Source organism: Streptomyces sp. HUAS 31, assembly GCF_028198125.1.
GTDB classification, from domain to species: Bacteria; Actinomycetota; Actinomycetes; order Streptomycetales; family Streptomycetaceae; genus Streptomyces; species Streptomyces chartreusis.
This window is the reverse complement of sequence record NZ_CP116353.1, coordinates 6,324,718-6,347,343: the sequence shown is the minus strand read 5'-3', so window position 1 is coordinate 6,347,343 and position 22,626 is coordinate 6,324,718. Positions and strand designations below refer to the sequence as shown.

Sequence of the window (22,626 nt, the reverse complement as noted above, 5' to 3'; positions counted from 1 at the left end):
AGCCGTCAGATGTCAGATGCCCCAGAAGTGAACAGAGAGCCGGTGGTGACGCCCGTACGGGTCGTCATCGCGCTCTGTCTCGTCGCGCCGTTCGTGGCGATGCTGTGGGTCGGTTCGTATGCCAAGACCGATCCGGCGTTCGCCGGCATCCCGTTCTTCTACTGGTACCAGATGCTGTGGGTGCTGCTCTCCACCCTGCTGACGATGGTGGCGTACAAGCTGTGGCAGCGTGACCAGCGCGCCCGTGCCTCGCAGAAGGGCGGTGCGGCGGAATGAACGACGGCGTGAACGGCGTCGCACTCGGCGTCTTCATCTTCTTCTTCCTGGCCGTCACGGTCATGGGCTTCCTGGCCGCGCGCTGGCGCAAGGCCGAGAACGAGCACAGCCTCGACGAATGGGGCCTGGGCGGACGGTCGTTCGGCACCTGGGTCACCTGGTTCCTGCTCGGCGGCGACCTGTACACGGCGTACACCTTCGTGGCGGTCCCGGCGGCGATCTACGCGGCCGGCGCGGCGGGCTTCTTCGCGGTGCCGTACACGATCCTCGTCTACCCGCTGATCTTCACGTTCCTGCCCCGGCTGTGGTCGGTGTCCCACAAGCACGGCTATGTGACGACCTCGGACTTCGTGCGCGGACGCTTCGGCTCCAAGGGACTGTCGCTGGCGGTCGCGGTGACCGGCATCCTGGCGACGATGCCGTACATCGCGCTCCAGCTCGTCGGCATCCAGGCCGTCCTGGACGTGATGGGCGTCGGCGGCGGCGAGAACACCAACTGGTTCATCAAGGACCTGCCGCTGCTCATCGCCTTCGGTGTGCTGGCCGCGTACACCTACTCGTCCGGTCTGCGCGCCCCCGCGCTGATCGCATTCGTGAAGGACACGCTGATCTACATCGTCATCGCGGTGGCGATCATCTACATCCCGATCAAGCTGGGCGGCTTCGACGAGATCTTCGCCAGGGCGAGCGAGGCGTACAGCCAGACCAACCCGGCCACGGGCGCGCCGCGCGGTGCGCTGGTGCCGGCCGAGGCGGGGCAGTGGACGTACGCCACGCTGGCGCTGGGCTCCGCGCTCGCGCTGTTCATGTACCCGCACTCGATCACCGCGACGCTGTCCTCGCGCAGCCGTGAGGTGATCCGCCGCAACACCACGATCCTGCCGCTGTACTCCCTGATGCTGGGTCTGCTGGCACTGCTGGGCTTCATGGCGATCGCGGCCGGCATCAAGGTGCAGAACGGCCAGCTGGCGATCCCGCAGCTGTTCGAGACCATGTTCCCCGACTGGTTCGCGGGCGTGGCCTTCGCGGCGATCGGCATCGGCGCGCTGGTGCCGGCGGCGATCATGTCGATCGCGGCGGCGAACCTGTTCACCCGCAACATCTACAAGGACTTCATCAAGCCGGACGCCACGCCCGCGCAGGAGACCAAGGTCTCCAAGATCGTGTCGCTCCTGGTGAAGGTCGGCGCGCTGGTCTTCGTGCTGACGATGGACAAGACGGTCGCGATCAACTTCCAGCTGCTGGGCGGCATCTGGATCCTGCAGACCTTCCCGGCCCTGGTCGGCGGCCTGTTCACCCGCTGGTTCCATCGCTGGGCCCTGCTGGCCGGCTGGGCGGTCGGCATGATCTACGGCACGGTCGCCGCGTACGGTGTCGCCTCCCCGACCCAGAAGCACTTCGGCGGCTCGGCGAAGGAGATCCCGGGCATCGGCGAGATCGGCTACATCGGTCTCACGGCGTTCGTGCTCAACGTGGTGGTCACGGTCGTGCTCACCTTCGTGCTGAGGGCGGCGAAGGCCCCGGACGGCGTCGACGAGACCAAGCCGGAGGACTACACGGCGGACGCCGGCGACCCCGGAGTCCAGGTCGAACTGCCCCCGGCGACGGCGGGCACCGGTCACTGACGCGGGACTGACCCGCACGACGGCCGGGCGTACCGCACTAGTTGCGGGTACGCCCGGCCATCTGCTGCCAGAAGGCGTCGAGTTCGCGGACGCGCATGCTGACCCAGCTCGGTGTCTTCCTGTGCAGCAGCCGTGGCAGATGGCGGCGCATCCGTCCCGGCAGCAGGGCCTGCTGCTGACGGCAGAACGGCTCCCGGATCTCCCCGCGCGGCACACAGCCCCGGGGCGGGTAGGGACAGAGCTGGAACTTGCAGTCGGGCAGGCAGGTCGCGCCGGGTGTGGGCGGGTCCCCCATGCCGGCCCGCAGGCCGGGGCGCAGCGGGCCGCGGTCGCCGCTGATGCAGGGCGGCAGCGACGTCCCCGGCTGTTCCGCGCGGGTCATCCGCTCCTCGACCTCGTCCGGATGCCCGTCCCGCTCGATGAGGTTCAGCATCACCAGCACATCGGCGACCAGGCACTGGGCACGCGCGTCCAGGGTGCTCCAGCCGACCGAGGGCGGGATCCAGAGGTTGTGCCTGCGGTAGCACTCGCGGCTGCCGGTGCGGGCGCCGATGTTGTCGGCGACGCCCTTCTCGTCGATCCAGAGGTACCGCTCGGGCTGCCCGGTCTCCAGCGCGAGGGCCACCAGGTCGCCCGCCTCGGCGACGAACGGATGCAGGGACTGCCGGGGCGAGGCGCCGTTCGCCTCGGGATGCCCGGGTGGCCGGTTCACGGTGCCGGCCATCGACAGCCAGCGCTCCACGGTCTGCACGGCGGTCGCCCCGCCCAGCGTCCGGCGCGGCTCGCGTCCGCCGTGGTGCCCGTCCCCGCCCGGCGTGGTGTGCGCCTGCTGCTCATGGACGCCCACGATGTCGGGGAGCTCCCACAGGCACAGCGCCTGGAGCAGCATGACCTGCGCGTACCAGCAGCGGGACTGCTGGAGCACGGTCTCCGCCTGCCGGATCAGGTCGTCGCGACCGCCCTGGTCGGCCTGCGGATGCCGGATCCGGCGGTTGGCCGCGTACTTGAAGCCCTGGGCCAGCGCGGCCTCCAGGGCGAGCGGCAGATCGGGGGTGCCGCCGGTGGCCTTGGGGTCCAGGTGGCGCAGCCACTTGGTGAGGCGTTCGCGGGCCTCGTCACGGTGCGCCTCGTCGACGGAGCCCAGCAGCATGGGGATCATCCAGGCACGCATCACGAACTCCCGGAACAGAACGACCCGTTTTCTGCGGTACTCCTGGTTGAGCGTGCGCCGGTCCTCCTGGAGCCGGGCGATGCGCTCGGTCCTGGCCCGGGAGGGCACACCCGCGGCCCGTGCCCGTGCCATGCGCTCGGCCCACTGCTCGTACTCCCGCCGCTTCCAGGCCCGCAGCTCGCCGAGCCGGTCGTTGTACTCCTCCACGGGGTCGGTGCTCAGCCCGATCCGGCCGCGGATCACGGCGAACGCCGCGTTGCCGCCGGTGCCGAACTCCTGGGCGACAGCCAGGCGTATCGAGTAGGAGGGCTCCTTCACGCCGATCTGTACGAACTGCTCGTACAGCGGTGTGGTGTCGATCCGGTCGGAGACGCTCCGCAAGGCGGCCCCGAGCTGCCTGAGCAGCCTCAGTTTGGCGTCGTCGAGGCTGCGCCGGTCGCCCTTGAAACCGGCCCAGGTCCCGAGCACCTCGTCCAGGATGTGGCCGAGCAGCCGCGGCGCGTCCTCCACGCTCTCGATCTCCACGGCGGCCGCGTAGAGGTCGAGTGCCTTCGGATCGTCCGTGCGGCGTTCCGCGGCCCGGCAGAGCCGGTGGGCCAGGGTGTGCCCGCGCACCCGTGAGCGGCGGAGCCGTTCCTCGATCTCCTTGGTCACCTCGGCACGGACGCCTTCCCGGCGGGCCCTGACCCCTGCGGCCCGGCGGCGTGACAACAGCACCAGGGCCATGAGCAGTTCACGGCTGGGTCCGGGCGGCTGGAGCACGTGCTCGACGAGTTCCCCCGCGCCCCGCTCCCCCAGCTGCCGCAGTACGCGGTAGCCGAAGTAGGCCTGGATGATGCTGTGCGGGAAACGGACCCTGCGCTCGAAGCCCTCCACCAGGCCCAGCCTGTCCGCGTTGCGCGCGATGCGGGCGAGGGCGGCGCGGCACTGGTCCATGTTGCCCCCGCGCAGCCGCTTCCTCTCGTCCGCGCCGATCCGCCGGCACAGCACGTCCCAGATCTGCTGCCGGTGCCACTCGGAGAAGACGTTCCCGCGCCTGCCGTACCGGTCGAAGCCGCGTCCGCCGGCCCACAGGTGCTCGGCGCGGGCCTGCGCGCGCCGCATCGGACCGGGGTGGACGTCCGAGTCGAGCAGTTCCCCGAGGCCGACCTCCAGCTTGTCCTGGAGCAACCCCACGCAGGCCAGGGCGGAGACCACCTCGACGGCGTCTCTGCGCTCGCGCCGGCTGAGGGCGACGTCCCGGCGCAGCCGGCCCTCGCACAGCGCCTCGTCCCAGGTCTCCAGCAGCCACAGCCGCAGCATGCCGCGGTCACGGCTGCGGGTGTTCATGTGCTGCGGGTCGTTGTCCGGCCGGTCGTGCTCCAGGGCGCCGTGGCGGTGCAGTTCACGGGCGATCTGGAGGTAGACGGGCGACTCGGTCACCTCCGCCGTCTCCACGATCCAGTCGACGCGGCGCTCGTCCGTCTCCGGGACGCGTGCCTGCACGAACCGCAGCGCTTCCTCCTCGCTGAGCGGTTCCAGCTCCACGATCGCGGCCGGGGTGCTCTCCAGCGGGCTGTGCGGCCGGGACGCGATGACCAGGGGCAGCCTCTCCTCGTAGGCACGCTCGATGGCCCGCCGGATGATGTTGTCCCGGTTCTGTTCGAGGCCGTCGCCGAGGAGCGCCTCCTCCAGTCCGTCGGCTATGACGACCGGCTTGTCGTCGGCGAGGAGTTGCTGCCAGACCCGCTCGGTCTTGCCGCGGGCGAGGATGCCCCTGGGTGCCTCTTCGGTGAAGCGCTGCTTGGCCATGCGTTCGAAGTTCAGGTCGGTGGCGCCGTTCGCGTCCCGCAGCCGGATCGGCACAGGTACGGCGTTGTGCTCCGCCAGCAGTTCGGTGAGCCGTACCAGGACGGCGGTCTTGCCGACGCCGACACCGCCGACCAGCAGATAGGGCCGGCGCGTGGCGCGCTCGCGCAGCCGCTCGGCGATGACCTGGGCGATCTCCTCCCGGCCCACGATCTCCGCGGTGTCCGGGCCGGCGGTGAGGACCATCCCGTGAGGGTCGTCCCGTGCCTTGGCGAGATAGCGCCGCTTGGTCCACCGGTACCACCAGAACAGGAAGAGCGTGGCGGCGAGCGACGCGGCGAGCACCGGGCCGACGAAGCGCATGACCGTTTCGAAGCCGTCGTTGTCCTGCCGCCACTTCTCGAAGCCGGTCGTGTGGCCCGCGATCACGATGTACAGGCCCTCCACCACCCACGCGAGCACGGCCAGCGCGGCCACCGTCCAGATGGCCCGGGTGACGTTGGTGTAGGTGAACCACCGGCGCCACTTCTTGGGGCGGGCGGTTCCACCGCGTGCCTCCAGGCGGATCGCCATCTTGTGCCGGTGGCCCACGAACCCCTGTCTGACCCGGTCGGCCGCCCGCCTCGGAGCCAGCGTCGCCATCGGCGCGTTGCGCGGCCGCTTCTTGCCGGGCGGACTGCCGACGACCCTCGTCATCGTTCGTCTCCTTCCGAGAACGGCTCTCGAAACGGAGCGACCGCGGGGCGCCGACACCTATCTCCATGGAAGCACTCCCGGAACTCCCCGCAACCCGGCGGCCCTCGGCGGAAAACCCCGGGCCCGCCCACCCGGCCGTCCGGCAGACTCGGGCCCATGGACATCGCGATCCGCCCGGCGGAACCCGACGAGTTCGACGCGCTCGGCGAGATCACCGCCCGGGCCTATCTCCACGACGGACTCCTCGACTTCGGCGAGAGCGACGAGTACCTCGGCGAGCTCAGGGACGTGGCCAAGCGCGCGGCCGCCGCCGAGGTGCTCGTGGCCGTCGCGGACGGCCGGCTGCTGGGCGGGGTGACCTTCGTGCCGAGCGGCGGCCCCATGGCCGACATCGCGCGCTCCGGCGAGGCCGAGATCCGGATGCTCGCCGTCGACCGGGCGGGCCGCGGACGCGGCGCCGGCGAGGCCCTCGTCCGCGCCTGCGTCGACCGCGCCCGGGCCACGGAGGGCTGCGTACGGATCGTCCTGTCGACCCAGCGCACCATGCACGGCGCCCACCGCATCTACGAACGGCTGGGTTTCGTTCGTACACCCGAGCGGGACTGGAATCCGATCCCGCAGCTCGTCGACATCACTCTCCTCACCTATGAGTTGACGCTCTGAAACCAGCGCGACACAACATCTGGGGGTGGCGTGGCGGGTGAGCACAAGATGTATGCTCATGCTCGCTGTCGCCGCAGGGGAATCCGGTGCGAATCCGGAACTGTCCCGCAACGGTGTACTTGTGCATGTCTGTTCCCACAGTTGTGCACAGGAGTCAGTCCGAGGACCTGCCGACAGCGCGCCCGGCCGACCGGCCGGTGCGCCCTGACGTCCGGGCCTCGTGGAATGGGCCGGTGGACGCGACGCCGCGTGCGCTCGTGTGCTGCCCCCTGCCCTCCGCAAGGCCCCCGTGCCGAGCGAGGGAGAGCCCCCACGTGACCATCGCGCCAGCAGATCCGGCCTCAGTCGTCCCATCGGTCCCGACCGACGCGGACGCCCCCGGAACCGCGTTGCTGCGGCTCCTGGCCGAGCTGACCGCCGACCTCCCCGACGCCGACCCCGGCCGGGTCGCCGCCGCCGCGCTGCGCGGCCGGTCCGCCCGGGCCGACGAGGCGGAGCTGCGCGAGCTGGCCACCGAGGCGGCGGCCGGTCTCATCTCCGAGGACCCCGCCTACAGCAGGCTCGCCGCCCGGCTGCTGACCATCTCCATCGCCGCCGAGGCCGCCTCGCAGGGTGTGACGTCCTTCACCGAGTCGGTCGCGGTCGGCCACCGCGAGGGCCTCATCGCCGACCGCACGGCCGAGTTCGCGCGTCTGCACGCGGCCCGCCTGGACGCCCTGGTCGACACGGCCGCCGACGACCGTTTCGGCTACTTCGGCCTGCGCACCCTGCACAGCCGGTACCTGCTGCGGCACCCCATCACCCGCAAGGTGATCGAGACGCCCCAGCACTTCATGCTGCGTGTCGCCGCCGGTCTCGCCGAGGACGACACCACCCGCTCCGTCGACGAAGTCGCCGCGCTCTACGGCCTGATGAGCCGCCTCGACTACCTGCCGTCCTCCCCCACGCTCTTCAACTCCGGCACCCGGCACCCCCAGATGTCGTCCTGCTACCTCCTGGACTCCCCCAAGGACGAGCTCGACTCCATCTACGACCGCTACCACCAGGTCGCCCGCCTGTCGAAGCACGCCGGCGGCATCGGCCTGTCGTACTCCCGCATCCGCTCCCGGGGTTCGCTGATCCGCGGCACCAACGGGCACTCCAACGGCATCGTCCCGTTCCTGAAGACGCTGGACGCCTCGGTCGCCGCCGTGAACCAGGGCGGCCGGCGCAAGGGCGCGGCCGCGGTCTACCTGGAGACCTGGCACTCCGACATCGAGGAGTTCCTGGAGCTGCGGGACAACACCGGTGAGGACGCCCGCCGTACGCACAACCTGAACCTCGCGCACTGGATCCCGGACGAGTTCATGCGCCGGGTCAACGCCGATGCCCAGTGGTCCCTGTTCTCCCCCGCCGACGTGCCCGAGCTGGTCGACCTGTGGGGCGAGGAGTTCGACGCGGCCTACCGCAAGGCCGAGGAGCGAGGGCTCGCGCGCAAGACCATCCCGGCCCGCGATCTGTACGGCCGCATGATGCGCACCCTCGCGCAGACCGGCAACGGCTGGATGACCTTCAAGGACGCCGCCAACCGCACCGCCAACCAGACGGCCCTGCCGGGCCATGTCGTGCACTCCTCCAACCTCTGCACGGAGATCCTGGAGGTCACCGACGACGGCGAGACGGCGGTCTGCAACCTGGGTTCGGTCAACCTCGGCGCCTTCGTGACCGGCGGCGAGATCGACTGGGAGCGCCTGGACGAGACGGTCCGCACGGCCGTCACCTTCCTCGACCGAGTCGTCGACATCAACTTCTACCCGACCGAGCAGGCGGGCCGCTCCAACGCCAAGTGGCGGCCGGTGGGCCTTGGCGCGATGGGCCTCCAGGACGTCTTCTTCAAGCTGCGGCTGCCGTTCGACTCGGCCGAGGCGAAAGAGCTCTCCACGCGCATCGCCGAGCGGATCATGCTCGCCGCGTACGAGGCGTCCGCCGACCTCGCCGAGCGCAGCGGACCGCTGCCGGCCTGGGAGAAGACCCGTACCGCCCAGGGTGTGCTGCACCCCGACCACTACGGCGTCGAGCTCACCTGGCCGGAGCGCTGGGCGGCGCTGCGCGAGCGGATCACGACAACGGGCCTGCGCAACAGCCTGCTGCTCGCCATCGCGCCGACCGCCACCATCGCCTCCATCGCCGGTGTCTACGAGTGCATCGAGCCGCAGGTGTCCAACCTGTTCAAGCGCGAGACGCTCTCCGGCGAGTTCCTCCAGGTCAACTCCTACCTGGTCGACGAGTTGAAGGCGCTGGGCGTCTGGGACGCCCGCACCCGCGAGGCGCTGCGCGAGGCCAACGGCTCGGTGCAGGACTTCGCCTGGATCCCGGCGGACGTCCGGGCGCTGTACCGCACTGCTTGGGAGATCCCGCAGCGCGGCCTGATCGACATGGCGGCGGCCCGCACCCCGTTCCTCGACCAGTCGCAGTCCCTGAACCTGTTCCTGGAGACGCCGACCATCGGCAAGCTCTCCTCGATGTACGCGTACGCCTGGAAGTCGGGCCTCAAGACGACGTACTACCTGCGCTCGCGCCCGGCGACCCGCATCGCCCGCGCCGCCCAGGGCCAGGCCGCCCAGTCCGAGAAGACCATCCCCGTCCAGCAGGTCGCCGAGCCCGACGCCGTCGCCTGCTCCCTTGAGAACCCCGAGTCCTGCGAGGCCTGCCAGTAATGAGTACCCGTAACGCCAATCTCCTCGACCCGGGCTTCGAGCTGACCCTGCGTCCCATGCGCTACCCGGACTTCTACGAGCGCTACCGGGACGCCATCAAGAACACCTGGACCGTGGAGGAGGTCGACCTCCACTCGGACGTCGCCGACCTCGCGAAGCTGTCCGAGGGTGAGCAGCACATGATCGGCCGGCTGGTCGCGTTCTTCGCGACGGGCGACTCGATCGTGGCGAACAACCTGGTGCTGACGCTGTACAAGCACATCAACTCCCCGGAGGCGCGCCTGTACCTGTCGCGCCAGCTCTTCGAGGAGGCCGTGCACGTCCAGTTCTATCTGACGCTGCTGGACACCTACCTCCCCGACCCGGAGGACAGGGCGGCCGCCTTCGACGCCGTCGAGAACATTCCCTCGATCCGCGAGAAGGCCGAGTTCTGCTTCAGGTGGATCAACGAGGTCGAGAAGCTGGAGAGCCTGCAGACCAAGGCCGACCGGCGTCGCTTCCTGCTGAACCTGATCTGCTTCGCCGCGTGCATCGAGGGCCTGTTCTTCTACGGCGCCTTCGCGTACGTCTACTGGTTCCGCAGCCGGGGCCTGCTGCACGGTCTGGCCACCGGCACCAACTGGGTGTTCCGCGACGAGACCATGCACATGTCCTTCGCGTTCGACGTGGTCGACACCGTCCGCAAGGAGGAGCCGGAGCTCTTCGACGAGGAGCTCCAGCAGCAGGTCACCGACATGCTGAGGGAGGCCGTCGAGGCCGAGCTGCAGTTCGCGCGCGACCTGTGCGGTGACGGCCTCCCGGGCATGAACACCGACTCGATGCGGCAGTACCTGGAGTGTGTCGCCGATCAGCGTCTGACGCGGCTCGGCTTCGCTCCGGTGTACGGCTCCGAGAACCCCTTCTCCTTCATGGAGCTCCAGGGTGTTCAGGAGCTCACCAACTTCTTCGAGCGGCGTCCGTCGGCGTACCAGGTCGCGGTGGAGGGCACCGTCGACCTGGACGAGGACTTCTGAGCCTCGGCCCGGTCGCGCTCCTGGGCCTCCCTGATCTGACGGTCGATGCGCCGGTCGTGCACGATCCCGATCAGTGACGGGAGGACCAGGAGTGCGAACATTCCCAGCACGACGACCATGGCGAGCAGTGTCTGTGTCTGTTCTGTATTCATGACACCACTGTCGCGCCGGACACTCCTTACGAACAGTGGCAGGACTGCCGCGTACCCTCGATTTACTGCCACTGGCGAGGCACACTGGCAGTATGTTGAAGAACGTCGCCGCCGTCCTCCTCGACGGTGTTCACCCCTTTGAACTGGGCGTCGTCTGCGAGGTGTTCGGCATCGACCGCAGCGACGAAGGGCTGCCCACGTACGACTTCGCCGTCGTCTCGGCGGAGGGGCCGACGCTGGGCACCCATGTCGGCGGACTCACCGTCTCCACGCCGTACGGTCTGGAGCGGCTGGAGGAGGCCGACCTGATCGCGCTGCCGGCCGGCCGCGACTATGTCGTGCGCGACTATCCGCCCGAGCTGCTGGACTGCCTGGTCAGAGCGGTCGAGCGGGGTGCGCGGGTGCTCAGCGTGTGCTCCGGCGTCTTCGTGCTGGGCGCGGCCGGGCTGCTCGACGGGCGGCGGTGCAGTGCGCACTGGAAGCACGCCGATGAGCTGTCCCGACAGCACCCGGGAGCGATCGTCCAGCCCGATGTGCTGTACGTCGACGAGGGGCCGGTGGTCACCAGCGCCGGCACCGCCGCCGGCATCGACGCCTGTCTGCACATCGTGCGCCAGGAGCAGGGGCCGGAGGTCGCCAACAAGATCGCCCGGCGCATGGTGGTGCCGCCGCACCGGGACGGCGGACAGGCCCAGTACATCGAGCGCCCGCTGCCGCGCTCCCAGTGCGACACGGTCGGCGAGGTGCTGACCTGGATGGAGCGCCACCTCGACGAGGACGTCACGGTCGAGCAGCTCGCCGAGCGCGCGCTCATGTCCCCGCGCACCTTCGCCCGCCGCTTCCAGCAGGAGACGGGGACGACTCCGTACCGCTGGATCCTGCGTCAACGTGTCCTGCTGGCGCAGGAGTTGCTGGAGGCGACGGACGAGACGGTGGACGCGATCGCGGGCCGAACGGGCTTCGGCACCGCGGCCGCGCTGCGCCATCAGTTCGTCACGGCGCTGGGGACGACACCCCAGGCGTACCGGCGGACGTTCCGGGGGCCGAGCGCCGCATAGGCCGCAGCAGCAGGGTGTGCGGGTGCAGCGTGATCCCGACCCGGGTCGCGTCGTCGGAGCCGGACGCCTGCTCGAAGCGGTACTCCGTGGCGAGGGCCGACGTGATCAGCGTCAGCATCGCCATGGAGAAGTGGTCGCTCGGGCACTTGCGGTTCCCGACACCGAACGGGCTCATGGCGTATTTCGGCACCTCCTTCGCGCGTTCCGGAAGCCAGCGATCGGGGTCGAAGTCGAGGTTGCGCGCGTACGACTTCGGGTCGCGCTGGACGGCGTAGGGGCTGTAGACGATGTCGGCTCCGGCCGGAATGCGATAGCCACCGAGTGACGTATCGGTCACCGCCCGTCGCGTGAGAATCCAGATCGCCGGGCGCAAACGCATCGTCTCCACCACGACATTGTTCGTGTGCCGCAGGCTGCGGACGTCCTCGAATGCCACGGGCCGCCCGCCGGTGACGGATTCGACCTCCGCGCGCACCTTGTCCGCGTGTTCCGGATGTTCCGCGAGCACATGGAGCAGCCACAAGATCGTGGAGGCCACGGTTTCGGCGCCCGCGGTGAATATCGCGACGACCTGATCGTGGATCTCCTGCTCCCCGATGGGGTCGCCATTCTCGTCCTTCGCCTCCAGCAATGCCGTCAGCAAATCGTCCGGCTTTTGACCGGATGCCCGGCGTTCGGCGACGACCTCGTCGACCAGGAGATGGAAATCGGCCAGGGCTCGGTTGAATGTGCGGTTGGCTGGGAGAGGCAGCTTGTAAAGCGGCCCGAGCGGGATCACCATCCGCTGGTACATACCGCGGAAGAGGGAGTCGAGCGCGGCGCACAGCCGGTCGGCCCGCTCGTCCATGTACGCGCCGCGCAGCAGACACCGGGCGACGATCCGCACGGCGATCCGGAAGGACTCGGCGGTGCTGTCGATGGTCTCGCCGGACTGCCAGCGCCCGGTCAGAGCATGCGCCTCCTCGGCCATGATCGGCCCGTACCCGGGGATCGCGTCGAGCCGGAACGCGGGCTGGATGGTGCGCCGCTGACGCCGGTGGCGGGGCCCGTTGGCGGTGGCCACGCCCTCCTTGCCGAGCAGGCTCTCCAGGGACTCCCACAGCGGCCCGGCTATCTCGAAGTCGGTGCTCAGCGCCAGCGCGCCGGTGAGTTCCGGCGTGGTGACGGCGTACACCGTCTTCGGTCCGAGCTTGATCCGTACGACGTCGCCGTGATCGCGCAGCGTCGTCATGAAGGCCAGCGGGCCGCGCACCATGCGCCAGCCGTGGCCGAGAAGCGGAACTCCCCCGCCCGCGAGGGGCGGTTCACGCAGTTGGGCAGCCGCAACCGGCTGGGCCTCGGAACGTACCGACTCGACGGTCATTTCTCACCTGCCGCTTCGTTGTTGACGTACGGGGGCGTGGACCGGTCGTCCCAGCTGTCGACCCGGTAACGGCCGGACTCGTGGTGGAACCAGTAGACGGAGCTGAACCAGTTGCGCATATTGCCGACACAGGCGCGCACGGCGGCAGCGAGTTGCGTTCCCCACAAGGTGCCGTCGGCGAGCAGGTCCGCGAATTGCAGGGCCTCTCGTTCGGCCACCAGGAAATCGGAGACGCAGTCCTCGACCCGTCGCCTGACTTCCGTCACCGTCTCTTCGAGCGTCAGCCCCTTGTGGGTGATGAGACTGATTCCGAGATTGTGCACCTCGTCGCCCGCTATTTCCTTCGGGAATGAACACAGATCGTTGTACCAGGCGGCGAATTCTTGACTCAGCAGGGCCGCCCGCCGAAATGCCGGATGCTGTCGTACGGAGTCCGGAAGCTCCATTCCTGCGCTCGGCTCCAGCAGATCGGTCCAGATCGCGTGGGCGAATGTGAGCCGGCGCAGTTCGAGGTATTCCTCGACGGTGGGTATTATCCCTTCGATGCGGTTGTGGAATTCCTGGTCGTACGCCTCGATCACGGCGTGGAAGTGCCGGGCGAACCGGATGTTCCAGGAGTCGGGCAGGAACGAGTACAACCGCGTCACGCTGTCCGCGAACCCCGCGACCAGCGGGTCCGCGTGGTGCAGATGGTCCTGCGGGGAGTCGAGCGCCATGTGCAGGAGGCCTCTGAGACGCCGCCAGGCGGCGGGGCGCTCGTGGACGATGTCGCGGTCGTGCCGGTCGTCCCAGACGAAGAACCACGCGCTGTAGTCCGCAATCGCCTGGAGCACCTCGTCGGGGGCGCCAATGTAGTACCCCGCCATCAGGTCCGTGTAGCAAAGGCCGTCGGCATATTCTTCGACCTTGTCGGCCGGCATCAGACGTTTTTCCAGCAGCCAGGCGCGGGTCTTCTCCTGGAGCTGGGGCCAATACGGATGCAGTTGCCTCGGAAAGGCCGCTTCGATCATCGGGAGAGAGAGCGACGGTGGAACCGGGACCGCCGTCGGTGTCGCTGTGGTGCTGTCCGAGAAAGCATGCACGAACAAACTCCTCTCAGCCGCCAGTTGTGCAGTCGTGCACGCCCCTCCCGCTGTGCCGGGCGTGCGCCGTCGCGTATCCCCGCACTTCCATTCAGCACCATAACTGACCGTTTTGGGAACGCATTTGCTTCTTTCACTACCCCTGAGTGCCGAGATTCTCCCTCTTTGTGACTGGATCTGGATCACAACTTGCGTGTATGGGTTCGAACATGCGACGGACATGCGAACGGCGCCTGGTCAGGAGGGGGAACCTGACCAGGCGCCGTGCGTAAGTGACTTGTGGGGCCGAAGGGCCGTCTCAGTCGTTGGCGACCACGGGGTAGCGGGGCTCGTTCTCGGCCATCTGCCGCAGCGCGTCCTTGCGCTCGCGCTTGGAGAGCCGGTCGATGTAGAGGTAGCCGTACAGGTGGTCCGTCTCGTGCTGCAAACACCGAGCGAAGTAGCCCGTGCCGCGCACCTTGATCGGGTTGCCCTTCTCGTCCTGCCCGGTCAGCTCGGCGTAGTCGGGCCGCGCGAGCGGCGCGTACGCGGTCGGCACGGACAGGCAGCCCTCGTTGCTGTCGTCCAGCCGGCGCAGGTCGGCGGGCAGCTCGACGAGCTTCGGGTTGCACACCACGCCGACGTGCCGCTTGCCCTCGTCGTCCATGCAGTCGTAGACGAAGACCTTCAGGTCGACGCCGATCTGGTTGGCGGCCAGGCCCACGCCCTCGGCGGTGCGCTGCGAGGCGAACATGTCCGCCACCAGCTGGTCCAGCTCGGCGCCGAACTCGGTGACGTCCTTGCACTCCTTGTGCAGAACCGGGTTCCCCACCACGGTGATCGGCCGGGAGGTGCCGCGCTCATGCCAGGCGTTCTCGCGCTCCTCCGTCTCCTCGGTGTCGACGACGAACCCCTCGTCGTCCACGGGGAGCACGCCCGCGTGCTGCTGCTCGGTGTCCTGCTGGGCCATGACCGACGTATGCCTTCCTGCACAAGAAAAGAGGGTGTGATGCTGATACAGGGTACGGGGAGCGCGCCCCGGCAGGGGCGCGGGGAACTGCGCGAGCAACCACGACGAACCCGCGGTGGGCAACGGTCCTAACAAACCTCTTCGAGATCCCGCCAGTCCCGGGAGTCAGGGCTGTCCGCAACCCACCCGTCCAGCAACCCCCGAACCAGCGCAGCCGGCGCGGCCACCCCGCACTCGCGCTCCGGCACCCACAGCTGCCCGTCGGTCCGATGCCCCAGCGGCCCGGGGTGCCCCGGCTCACTGTGGTCGTGCGGATCCAGATGCTCCCCGTCGCCCTCGTCGGACGGCATCCGCGACTCGGAGCACATCCGGCACAGCAGCCGCACGGACGACGACCAGTCCTCCGCCGCGAACCCGGCGTCCGCAGCGAGCTGCTCCAGCGCGTCCCGGTCGGCCTCGGTGGCGGCCTCCAGGAGAACCACCCAGGTGGGCACGGGTGACGGTGCCCACAGCTCGATCTCGTCGAAGACGGGGAAGGCGTGCCCGGCCGCCGTGGTCCGCTCGCCGTGGGGCACGCCGTCGTGCAGCACGACCTCGCCCCAGCGCCGCCCGGAGGACGGCAGCGGGATCGACAGCACCTCGATCCTGGCGGGGTCGAGACGCCGCCCCCACACCACCTCGGCCTCCCCCTCCGGGGACAGCCGTACGGCCGCGCTGCCGAGGTCCATGCCGACCGGCTCACCGGACTCGGTGGCCCCACCGGGCACCCGCAGCCCGTACGCCTGCCAGGCCCGCCGGGCCAGCGGCCAGTCCTGGAGCGCGGTGGCCGCGATGCCGACGTTCCACCAGTCGGGCGCCCCGGTCTCCCGGTCAAGGAGCGCCACGGCACGCAGTCCGGCCGCCCGGGCCTGTTCCCAGTCGTGCCGGAACTTGTGCAGCAGCGCGAGGTTGAACCAGGACTCCGAAAGCCAGGGCTCCAGATCGGCGGCACGTGTAAGCAGCGCGCCCGCGTCCTCGTACCGGCCGTCGCCGATGAGCGTGAACGCCCGGTCGGTGGCCTGCCGCCAGGAGGCGGAGGGCCGGTGCCGTCCCTTGCCGAAGATCCTCACGATTCCCGCCTGCCAGTTCCGTGGAGTGGGCTGGCTAGTGCTCGCCCCCGGACACACTCTCATTCGCATCCAACCACGTACGGCTGGAAGGGCGCTCATTACCCATGGGTTACCCAGCACCAGGCCTTGTCAGACAGTCTCTGGACAGGACCATCGCCAGTGATCCCACCACCTCCGGCGAGTAGTCCCCGGCGGTGCCCAGCCGCAGCTCCTCCAGGGCCTTCAGCGGCCCCTCGGGCCCCGCGTCCCGGGACTTCTCCTCGTAGGCGTTGACCGCCCGTACGATCCGCGCGGCGACCGGCTGCTCCGGACCGGGGTCGGCGAGCCGCTCCACGATCGTCGCGACCTGCGGACTCACCCCGGTCTGCCGTACGACGGCCCCGCCGAGCAGCGCGATCCTGCGCTGCTCCTCAACGGGCAGCACGGCGGTGGCACCGGCCGGCACCGGGTCGACCAGGCTGAGCTGCCCGATGTCGTGCATGAGGGCCGCGTACTCCAGCACGGTGAGCTCGGCCTCCGACAGGCCCAGCTCCCGCCCGACCTCCCGGCTCAGCGCGGCCACCCGCCGGGCGTGCCCCACCGGGGTGTACCCGGCGATCTCGGTGGCCCGGGCGAGGGAGGCGATGGTCTGCCGGTAGGTGGCCCGCACGGCGGCGTACCGGCGGACGGACATCTGGGTGAGCAGCAGGGGCAGCGAGAAGACGGGCAGCGCCCACAGCCCGACCACGGCGACCGCCAGCGCCATCACCGCGCCCGTCGCGCAGACGGCCGATCCGACCCCGAGGGTCGCCCGCAGCTCGTCCCGCAGCAGCGGCCCGAACGGCCACCGGGTGCGCGCGTGCGCCAGCGCGGCCGCGAGCACGGCGTCGCACAGGGCGGTGAGGGTGAGGATGGCGAGCAGGAGCAGGGCGTAGGAGGTGCCCCAGCCGTGGAACGTGCCCTGGTTGAACAGGGGTTGGAAGCAGGCGGCGGCGAATCCGACGGTGAGCATGCGCCGGGCGAGGTGGTCCAGCACGGGACGGCCGCGCGCGATGTGCGGGACGCTGCCGAGCAGCGAGGCGGCCAGGACGACTCCGACGACCTGGGCGACACCGTGCCGGGTGGGCTCGCCGCCGCTCTCCCCCAGCAGGGCGTACGACAGCGCGGCGGCGGCTCCGAGCGGTGCGGCCTCCCTGCCTTCGGCGCCGGTCCAGCGGGTGAGCTCACCGAGGGTGACGAGAGCCCCGAAGGCGAGGGCGGTGCCACGGTCGACCAGGCCGCTCCCGAGCATGCCGAGCAGAGCGCCCGTGGCGAGGAGGGCGGCGCTGCCGTGGACGGCGGTGAGCAGGACCGGTGGCCGCGGGCCGCTCATCGGGGCGCTCCGGGCGCGCCCGCGGCCTGCGGGCGAAGCGCGGGCACGGCGGTCTCGTCGGCGGTCACGGCGGGGTGCCAGCCGTGCTGGTCGACGGCGCGGGTGAGGGCGCCGACCATCCGGGGGTCGAACTGGGAGCCCGCGCACTTCTCCAGCTCGCGCAGGGCGACGGACACCGGCCGGGCACGTGAGTAGGACCGGGTCGACGTCATCGCGTCGAAGGCGTCAGCGACCGCCACCACCCGTGCCGACTCCGGGATCTGACTCCCGCTCAGCCCGTAGGGGTAACCGGTGCCGTCCAGCCGTTCGTGGTGATGCAGTACGGCGGCCCGTGCCTCGCCGAGGAAGGAGATCCCGCGGACCATCTCGTGTCCGTACTCGGGGTGCAGCTCGATGACCCGACGCTCCTCGGGCGTCAGCGGCCCGTTCTTGCGGAGCAGCCGGGTGGGTACGCCCAGCTTGCCGACGTCGTGCAGGATCCCGGCGAAGCGGAGCACCTCGACGCGCTCGTCGGCGAGGCCCAGCTCACGGGCGATCATCATGGTGGCGCGGCCGACGCGCTCGCTGTGGCCGCGGGTGTAGCCGTCCTTGATGTCGACGGCCTGGACGAGTGCCCTGATGGTGGCCTGGTGGGCCGCGTGTTCCCGGTGGTACTGGGCGAAAGCCCACCACGACACGCACATCGGCAGCAGCACGAGCAGCGCGGACACCGGGCCGTAGGCACTGCGCCACAGCACGGCCATCATCAGTCCGGCGAGACCGTGTACGGCGATCGGCGCGAGCGATCTCAGGAACAGCTCGTGCCAGGTCCGGCGCAGCGGACGGCGCTCGGCGAGCGCGAGGATCCCGCCGTCCAGCGCGGTCAGGACCACGCAGAACGCCAGGACCGCGGCACCGGCGTGCACGAGCACATGCGGGAAGTCGGCCGCCGTCACGGCGTCCCGCTCGCCCAGTTGCCGGTACACCCAAGCCGCCGGCCACACCGCGACCGCCAGCTGGGAAGCGCGCCACACCCGCCGCAGCGGCTGCGGCCGGCCGCCGGCCGGGGCGATCAGCGCCCCCGGCACCGCGACCAGCGCGGCGGCGGACGGTGGCAGCAGGAAGGCACCGGCGAGCAGCACCGGGTAGAACGAGCCGGACAGTCGCTCGCCCCCGGCGTAGAGCGCGGCCAGCAGGGCCACGGCCCACCAGGGGATGTGCGTCGACACCAGCGCGTGCATGGAGCACAGGCCGCCGAGGGCGACCATGCCGATACAGACACGGGCCCGTAAGGGTGTCGACTCCATACGCCCCTCCCCGGCCGCGCGCTTCAGGCAGGGAGCCTAGGGCGGCGAGGGAGGTTCACGGTCCTACGACCGGGGGATTAGCACGTTCGAGTGACGGGCGTGCGTTCAGGATTCCTGTGGCGCTGCCGTGACGTCGTGCTCGGGCACGGCCTGTCCGGAACGGATCAGGTCGAGCCGTCCGAGGACCTTGGCACGCAGGTCGGTGGGCACGTCGTCATGTCCGCAGCACCGCTTGACCAGCTTCTTCACGGCCTCTTCGAGCCCGTACTTCTCCAGGCACGGCGAGCACTCCGTGAAGTGCTGCTTGAACTTGTCGCGGTCGACGTCCGGCATCTCGCTGTCGAGAAACTCGTAGAGATGATCGAGTACCTCAGAGCAGTCCGTCTCGTGCGGCTCTCCGCAGCTCATGAGCCCGAGCCTTTCGCTTCGTTCGACTCTCCGGCGCCGGCCGGGACCAGCCCGCGCTCGCGGGCGTAGTCCTCGAGCATGCCGCGCAGTTGACGGCGGCCCCGGTGCAGCCGGGACATCACCGTACCGATGGGTGTCCCCATGATGTCCGCGATCTCCTTGTACGCAAAGCCCTCGACGTCGGCCAGATACACGGCGATTCGGAATTCCTCGGGGATGGCCTGGAGTGCTTCCTTCACGTCCGAGTCCGGCAGATGGTCGAGTGCCTGTGACTCCGCGGAGCGAAGGCCCGTCGACATGTGCGACTCGGCGCGCGCGAGCTGCCAGTCCTCGATCTCCTCGGCCGCGGAGCGCTGGGGTTCGCGCTGCTTCTTGCGGTACGAGTTGATGAAGGTGTTGGTGAGGATCCGGTACAGCCACGCCTTGAGGTTGGTGCCCTCGCGGAACTGGTGGAAGGACGCGTACGCCTTGGCGTACGTCTCCTGCACCAGGTCCTCCGCGTCGGCCGGGTTGCGCGTCATGCGCAGTGCGGCCGAGTACATCTGGTCGAGGAATTCGAGTGCGTCCCGCTCGAAGCGCGCGCTGCGCTCGGCGGTCGACTCCGCGGACGTGTCCACGCCCGTGCCCTGGCCCTCGGGCTGCTCCGCCTGGCCGTTGTCGGTCCCTGCGTCGGTACCGGGAACCGGACCCACCTCCTCAAGATTGCGGGCAGGGCCGAAACCGGTCCCACCTGAATCGGAGGATAGACGACCTGCCGTACCCGCCGCCCCTCGAATAGGAGCGGTCTTGGCCGCGTGCAGCACCGTCCAGTCCAGGTCGGCGCGGCTGCTGCGGCTCTGGCAGTGGGTCGAACCCATGCGGCGGACTTCCTCTCCCACGACGTCGGCGCTGGTGCTTCAGCACCCGTGTCCGCCACAACCAAGGCCGGGTCCGCAACATTCCCGAAGCTTTACCCCAGTGACCCTGCCCACTTCAGAGCCGCGTCCGTGACGATCGCCACGGCCTCGTCCTGGCCGAGGGGCGCCCGCTTGGCCACGGCGAACCCGTGATCGCCGTACGGCACCTCGACCAGCTCGTAGTCACCGGCCGGGAACTCCTCGGGGCTGCCGAAGGGGTCGTTGCCGCCCTGGACGACGAGGGTGGGCACCCCGGCGCCGAGCAGTTCCTCGGCGCGGGACTTCTCGGGCCTGCCGGGCGGGTGCAGGGGGAAGCTGAGGGCGAGCACGGCGTGCACCCCGAGTTCGACGGCCGTACGGCAGGCGACACGGGCGCCGGCGCTGCGGCCGCCGGAGATCACGGGCAGCCCGGGTGCGGCGAGCGCCGGCCACACGCCCCGCCAGCCGACGTCCAGCGTCTTCGGCGCGGGCGCCACCTTCTTGCCGGCCACCCGCCAGGGCTGCTCGACGAGGGCGACGGTCACGCCGTGGGCGGGCAGGACCTCGGCGAGTGCCACGAGGTCACGCGCCCCGATGCCGCCTCCGGCGCCGTGGCTCGCGGCCAGCACCAGCCGTGCCTTCTTCGCACGGTGCCAGGTGATGCGGGCGTCCCCCGCATCCGTACCGATGATCTCGGTCGTCACATCAGACTCGGTCGTCACGTCAGAAAAGTGTGCCCTCTTCCGGGCCGTCCAGCTCCTTCAGCAGCTCCGGGCCGTTGTTGCGGACGTTGCTGACCAGCGTGGAGACGGGGTAGGCGCGCATCAGTCCGACGGGCGGCGGGGTGAGCAGCGTGCGCAGTTCCTCGGGGTCCTTGCGGGAGGGGTCCAGCCAGGCGTCCCACCGGTCCGGGGTCAGCATCAGCGGCATTCGGGGGTGGATCTCGGCGAGCGTGTGCGGGCCCTCCTCGGGCGCGACGGCCAGCGGGGTCGTCTCGGCCTCCGTGGTGATGACCGAGCAGGTGACCCACCAGGCCTGCGGGTGCTCGTCGGGCAGTGTGGAGTCCCGCCAGAACTCGTACAGCCCGGCCATCGCGAACACCGAGCCGTCGGCGGGCAGCACGAAGTACGGCTGCTTGCGGGGTCGTTTCCGCTTCCCCTCGACCTCCAGGTCCCGCTCCTGCTTGCCGGTGACCCACTCGTAGTAGCCGTCGGCGGGGATGATGCAGCGCCGGGAGGTGAACGCCCGCCGGTAGGACGGCTTCTCGTGCACCGTCTCCGCGCGCGCGTTGATCATCTTGAAGGCGCTCTCGGGGGTCTTGGACCAGCTGGGCACCAGTCCCCACTTCAGCTTGCGCAGCTGCCGGACCGGCCGCGGGTCGTCCGCGTCCTTCAGTGGGCGGTCGAGGACGACGTGGACCTCCTTGGTCGGAGCCACGTTGTAGTCCGCTTCGAGCGTCTCCTCGGGCTCCCACTTCTCGATCTCGAAGATTCCCGCGAGATCCTCGGGCCCACGACTGGCCGCATACCGTCCGCACATCTGCAATCACCCCTCCGAGCTGACGTCCAAGGGTGGCAGACCGCTTCCGCACGGGCCACGGCACTCCGCCGTCGGTCAGCCCTTGCGGCCGTCCGCTGTGAGGTGTGCGGCGAAGAAGTCGTCGATGCGCCGCCAGGCGTCGACGGCGGACTCCGGGTGCGGCCCGATCCCGGCGACACGCATCAGCGGACGCAGGGCGCGCGGTCCGACCTCGGAGTCGTTGAGGAAGGAGTGCCCGGCCTCCGGGTACTCCTCGACGTCGTGGACGACGCCGAGCCGGTCGAGCGCCGCCTCCAGCCTGGGGGCCACGCCGGGCAGCGTGCGGTCGCGGGCTCCGTAGCTCGCGACGACGGGGCAGGCGCCGTCGAGTGCCTTGTCGAGATCCTTGGGCGGACGGCCGTAGTTGACGGAGGCGGCGTCGAACTCGCCGTCGCTCAGGGCGAGGAGGGCGAAGGAGCCGCCCATGCAGAAGCCGATGATGCCGATCCGCCCGGTGCAGTCGGGATCCTGGGCGAGGCGGGTGCGGGCCGCCTCGATGTCCCGGAAGGCACGGCCCTGTCCGGACAGGGCCGCCCGGAAGGTCGGCACCAGGCAGCGGACGGCCCCTCCGTCGGTGAACAGGTCCGGCATCAGGACGAGGTATCCGGCGCTCGCCAGTCGGTCCGTCTGACGGTGCATCACGTCATTGACGCCCAGCGCCTCGTGCACCACGACGACACCGGGCCAGGGGCCCGGCCCGGCGGGCCGGGTGAGGTGGCCGGTGAGCCGACGGGAGCCGCCGCGGGCGGCGCTGAGCCCGGTGAGGTCGACGGTGGTGGTCGTGACGGGCATGCGGTCCTCCGCGGGAGGGGCGTGGACGGGACGGCCGTGGTGCAGCCTACGGCGCGATGAAGGGCCGGACGTTCTTGCGGAAGTCCTTGGGCCGCACCTCGTTGTAGTACTTGTCCGCGTCCTCGCCCTTCGAGGTGAGCATGTACACCGGGCACTCGTCGGACCTGGCCTCCCCCGTGTGCCGGTACAGCTCCTTGCCGGTGCGCGCCTCGACGACCTTCAGGAGGTACGAGGTGTTGTACGTGCGCACCTTGAACGGCTTGCCGCCGTCGCCCTCCATGTCGCACACCTTGCCGGTCGCGGTCGCCTTGGTGCGCTCGACGCAGACGACCAGCTCGGCACTGGCCGGCTTGGCCGAGTAGCCGAGGAACCAGCCCTTGGGGTAGTCGCCGGCGGACGGCTCGGACTGCGACCAGTCGTCACCGGACCTGTTCATGAGCATCGCCGGGTGCACGGCCTTCTTCGTACGGTCGTAGGCGGGCAGCCCCGAGAAGCCGAGCCCCTCCGTGCACACCCGCTCCAGGTCCCCGGCGAACGCCGGTACGTCCGGGCCGTCCGCCGCCGAGCCCGTCGACGACGATCCGCCGGAATCCCCTCCCGTACCGGCGGTGAGCGACGAGCACCCGCACAGCGCCACGCCCAGAAGCCCGGCGGTGATCCATCCGACGCCACGCGGCGTTGAAGACATGTCGGCA

At 70.1% G+C, this 22,626-nt stretch carries 20 protein-coding genes and 1 riboswitch; of the genes, 6 read left to right on the top strand and 14 right to left on the bottom strand.

Features of this window, described 5'->3' with window-relative positions:
• The first annotated feature begins 9 nt into the window (after positions 1–9).
• Together PGH47_RS28380 and mctP are read left to right on the top strand one after the other, a co-directional pair.
• Positions 10–276 carry a DUF3311 domain-containing protein gene (locus tag PGH47_RS28380; protein ID WP_271665747.1) on the top strand — a complete coding sequence of 89 codons (267 nt, stop codon included), beginning with the start codon at positions 10–12 and terminating at the stop codon, positions 274–276.
• Positions 273–1,901, top strand: coding sequence for a monocarboxylate uptake permease MctP (gene mctP / locus PGH47_RS28375; RefSeq protein ID WP_126898296.1), 1,629 nt, complete (start codon positions 273–275; stop codon positions 1,899–1,901). The genes PGH47_RS28380 and mctP overlap by 4 nt, the downstream gene beginning before the upstream one ends.
• Positions 1,902–1,938: 37 nt before the next feature.
• On the opposite strand, the gene PGH47_RS28370 is transcribed toward mctP, so the two are convergent.
• Positions 1,939–5,556, bottom strand: a complete 3,618-nt coding sequence (locus PGH47_RS28370) for an ATP-binding protein (protein WP_271665746.1) — start codon at positions 5,554–5,556, stop codon at positions 1,939–1,941.
• 156 nt (positions 5,557–5,712) lie between these two features.
• Here PGH47_RS28370 and PGH47_RS28365 point away from each other — a divergent pair, with 156 nt between their 5' ends.
• The 3 genes from PGH47_RS28365 to PGH47_RS28355 all read left to right on the top strand — a co-directional run bounded on the left by PGH47_RS28365 (position 5,713) and on the right by PGH47_RS28355 (position 9,928).
• Positions 5,713–6,219, top strand: a complete 507-nt coding sequence (locus PGH47_RS28365) for a GNAT family N-acetyltransferase (RefSeq protein ID WP_271665745.1) — start codon at positions 5,713–5,715, stop codon at positions 6,217–6,219.
• Between the two features lie 52 nt (positions 6,220–6,271).
• Positions 6,272–6,408, top strand: a riboswitch (cobalamin riboswitch).
• Positions 6,409–6,533: 125 nt separating this feature from the next.
• Positions 6,534–8,915, top strand: a complete 2,382-nt coding sequence (locus tag PGH47_RS28360) for a ribonucleoside-diphosphate reductase subunit alpha (RefSeq protein WP_271665744.1) — start codon at positions 6,534–6,536, stop codon at positions 8,913–8,915.
• Complete coding sequence (locus PGH47_RS28355) at positions 8,915–9,928, top strand: ribonucleotide-diphosphate reductase subunit beta (RefSeq protein WP_271665743.1); 1,014 nt, start codon at positions 8,915–8,917, stop codon at positions 9,926–9,928. The genes PGH47_RS28360 and PGH47_RS28355 overlap by 1 nt, the downstream gene beginning before the upstream one ends.
• Here the strand turns inward: PGH47_RS28355 and PGH47_RS28350 are convergent.
• The gene (locus tag PGH47_RS28350) at positions 9,841–10,080 is read right to left on the bottom strand and encodes a hypothetical protein (RefSeq protein ID WP_271665742.1); all 240 of its coding nucleotides are present in this window, start codon (positions 10,078–10,080) and stop codon (positions 9,841–9,843) included. The two genes, PGH47_RS28355 and PGH47_RS28350, sit on opposite strands and share 88 nt — an antisense overlap.
• Before the next feature lie 92 nt (positions 10,081–10,172).
• On the opposite strand from PGH47_RS28350, the gene PGH47_RS28345 reads away from it, so the two are divergent.
• Positions 10,173–11,138 (top strand): helix-turn-helix domain-containing protein, encoded by a 966-nt coding sequence (locus PGH47_RS28345; RefSeq protein ID WP_093747239.1) that lies wholly within the window; start codon positions 10,173–10,175, stop codon positions 11,136–11,138.
• Here PGH47_RS28345 and PGH47_RS28340 read toward each other — a convergent pair.
• From PGH47_RS28340 to PGH47_RS28285, 12 genes are all read right to left on the bottom strand, one after another.
• Entirely contained in the window at positions 11,074–12,501 is a 1,428-nt protein-coding gene (locus PGH47_RS28340; protein WP_271665741.1) for a bifunctional albaflavenone monooxygenase/terpene synthase, read from the bottom strand. The genes PGH47_RS28345 and PGH47_RS28340 overlap by 65 nt on opposite strands.
• Positions 12,498–13,583: an epi-isozizaene synthase gene (gene cyc1 / locus PGH47_RS28335; RefSeq protein ID WP_271665740.1), complete on the bottom strand. Its 1,086-nt coding sequence runs from the start codon at positions 13,581–13,583 to the stop codon at positions 12,498–12,500. Before cyc1 ends, PGH47_RS28340 begins: the two co-directional genes overlap by 4 nt.
• Before the next feature lie 298 nt (positions 13,584–13,881).
• Positions 13,882–14,532, bottom strand: a complete 651-nt coding sequence (def, locus tag PGH47_RS28330; protein WP_271665739.1) for a peptide deformylase — start codon at positions 14,530–14,532, stop codon at positions 13,882–13,884.
• A gap of 128 nt (positions 14,533–14,660) precedes the next feature.
• Entirely contained in the window at positions 14,661–15,641 is a 981-nt protein-coding gene (locus PGH47_RS28325) for a tetratricopeptide repeat protein (RefSeq protein WP_030960437.1), read from the bottom strand.
• A gap of 109 nt (positions 15,642–15,750) precedes the next feature.
• Complete coding sequence (locus PGH47_RS28320; protein ID WP_271665738.1) at positions 15,751–16,992, bottom strand: HD-GYP domain-containing protein; 1,242 nt, start codon at positions 16,990–16,992, stop codon at positions 15,751–15,753.
• On the bottom strand, positions 16,989–18,278 hold the full coding sequence (locus tag PGH47_RS28315; protein ID WP_271665737.1) for an HD-GYP domain-containing protein: 1,290 nt from the start codon (positions 18,276–18,278) through the stop codon (positions 16,989–16,991). Before PGH47_RS28315 ends, PGH47_RS28320 begins: the two co-directional genes overlap by 4 nt.
• A 105-nt stretch (positions 18,279–18,383) precedes the next feature.
• Positions 18,384–18,686: a mycothiol system anti-sigma-R factor gene (rsrA, locus tag PGH47_RS28310; protein ID WP_107903001.1), complete on the bottom strand. Its 303-nt coding sequence runs from the start codon at positions 18,684–18,686 to the stop codon at positions 18,384–18,386.
• Positions 18,683–19,378 carry an RNA polymerase sigma factor SigR gene (sigR, locus tag PGH47_RS28305; protein WP_126898287.1) on the bottom strand — a complete coding sequence of 232 codons (696 nt, stop codon included), beginning with the start codon at positions 19,376–19,378 and terminating at the stop codon, positions 18,683–18,685. Before sigR ends, rsrA begins: the two co-directional genes overlap by 4 nt.
• A 257-nt stretch (positions 19,379–19,635) precedes the next feature.
• Positions 19,636–20,265, bottom strand: a complete 630-nt coding sequence (locus PGH47_RS28300; RefSeq protein WP_271668175.1) for an alpha/beta hydrolase family protein — start codon at positions 20,263–20,265, stop codon at positions 19,636–19,638.
• Positions 20,266–20,284: 19 nt separating this feature from the next.
• Positions 20,285–21,100 carry an SOS response-associated peptidase gene (locus tag PGH47_RS28295; RefSeq protein ID WP_271665736.1) on the bottom strand — a complete coding sequence of 272 codons (816 nt, stop codon included), beginning with the start codon at positions 21,098–21,100 and terminating at the stop codon, positions 20,285–20,287.
• Between the two features lie 75 nt (positions 21,101–21,175).
• Positions 21,176–21,931: a dienelactone hydrolase family protein gene (locus tag PGH47_RS28290; RefSeq protein ID WP_271665735.1), complete on the bottom strand. Its 756-nt coding sequence runs from the start codon at positions 21,929–21,931 to the stop codon at positions 21,176–21,178.
• 46 nt (positions 21,932–21,977) lie between these two features.
• Positions 21,978–22,619: a hypothetical protein gene (locus tag PGH47_RS28285; protein WP_271665734.1), complete on the bottom strand. Its 642-nt coding sequence runs from the start codon at positions 22,617–22,619 to the stop codon at positions 21,978–21,980.
• Between the last annotated feature and the right edge of the window lie 7 nt (positions 22,620–22,626).

Coding starts and splice junctions, on each gene's coding strand:
- PGH47_RS28370 (WP_271665746.1), bottom strand. CDS start 5,556: ATGACGAGGGTCGTCGGCAGTCCGCCCGGCAAGAAGCGGCCGCGCAAC.
- rsrA (WP_107903001.1), bottom strand. CDS start 18,686: ATGAGCTGCGGAGAGCCGCACGAGACGGACTGCTCTGAGGTACTCGAT.
- PGH47_RS28285 (WP_271665734.1), bottom strand. CDS start 22,619: ATGTCTTCAACGCCGCGTGGCGTCGGATGGATCACCGCCGGGCTTCTG.
- PGH47_RS28340 (WP_271665741.1), bottom strand. CDS start 12,501: ATGACCGTCGAGTCGGTACGTTCCGAGGCCCAGCCGGTTGCGGCTGCC.
- PGH47_RS28315 (WP_271665737.1), bottom strand. CDS start 18,278: ATGGAGTCGACACCCTTACGGGCCCGTGTCTGTATCGGCATGGTCGCC.
- mctP (WP_126898296.1), top strand. CDS start 273: ATGAACGACGGCGTGAACGGCGTCGCACTCGGCGTCTTCATCTTCTTC.
- PGH47_RS28290 (WP_271665735.1), bottom strand. CDS start 21,931: ATGCCCGTCACGACCACCACCGTCGACCTCACCGGGCTCAGCGCCGCC.
- PGH47_RS28350 (WP_271665742.1), bottom strand. CDS start 10,080: ATGAATACAGAACAGACACAGACACTGCTCGCCATGGTCGTCGTGCTG.
- PGH47_RS28295 (WP_271665736.1), bottom strand. CDS start 21,100: ATGTGCGGACGGTATGCGGCCAGTCGTGGGCCCGAGGATCTCGCGGGA.
- PGH47_RS28345 (WP_093747239.1), top strand. CDS start 10,173: ATGTTGAAGAACGTCGCCGCCGTCCTCCTCGACGGTGTTCACCCCTTT.
- PGH47_RS28365 (WP_271665745.1), top strand. CDS start 5,713: ATGGACATCGCGATCCGCCCGGCGGAACCCGACGAGTTCGACGCGCTC.
- def (WP_271665739.1), bottom strand. CDS start 14,532: ATGGCCCAGCAGGACACCGAGCAGCAGCACGCGGGCGTGCTCCCCGTG.
- PGH47_RS28320 (WP_271665738.1), bottom strand. CDS start 16,992: ATGAGCGGCCCGCGGCCACCGGTCCTGCTCACCGCCGTCCACGGCAGC.
- PGH47_RS28355 (WP_271665743.1), top strand. CDS start 8,915: ATGAGTACCCGTAACGCCAATCTCCTCGACCCGGGCTTCGAGCTGACC.
- PGH47_RS28380 (WP_271665747.1), top strand. CDS start 10: ATGTCAGATGCCCCAGAAGTGAACAGAGAGCCGGTGGTGACGCCCGTA.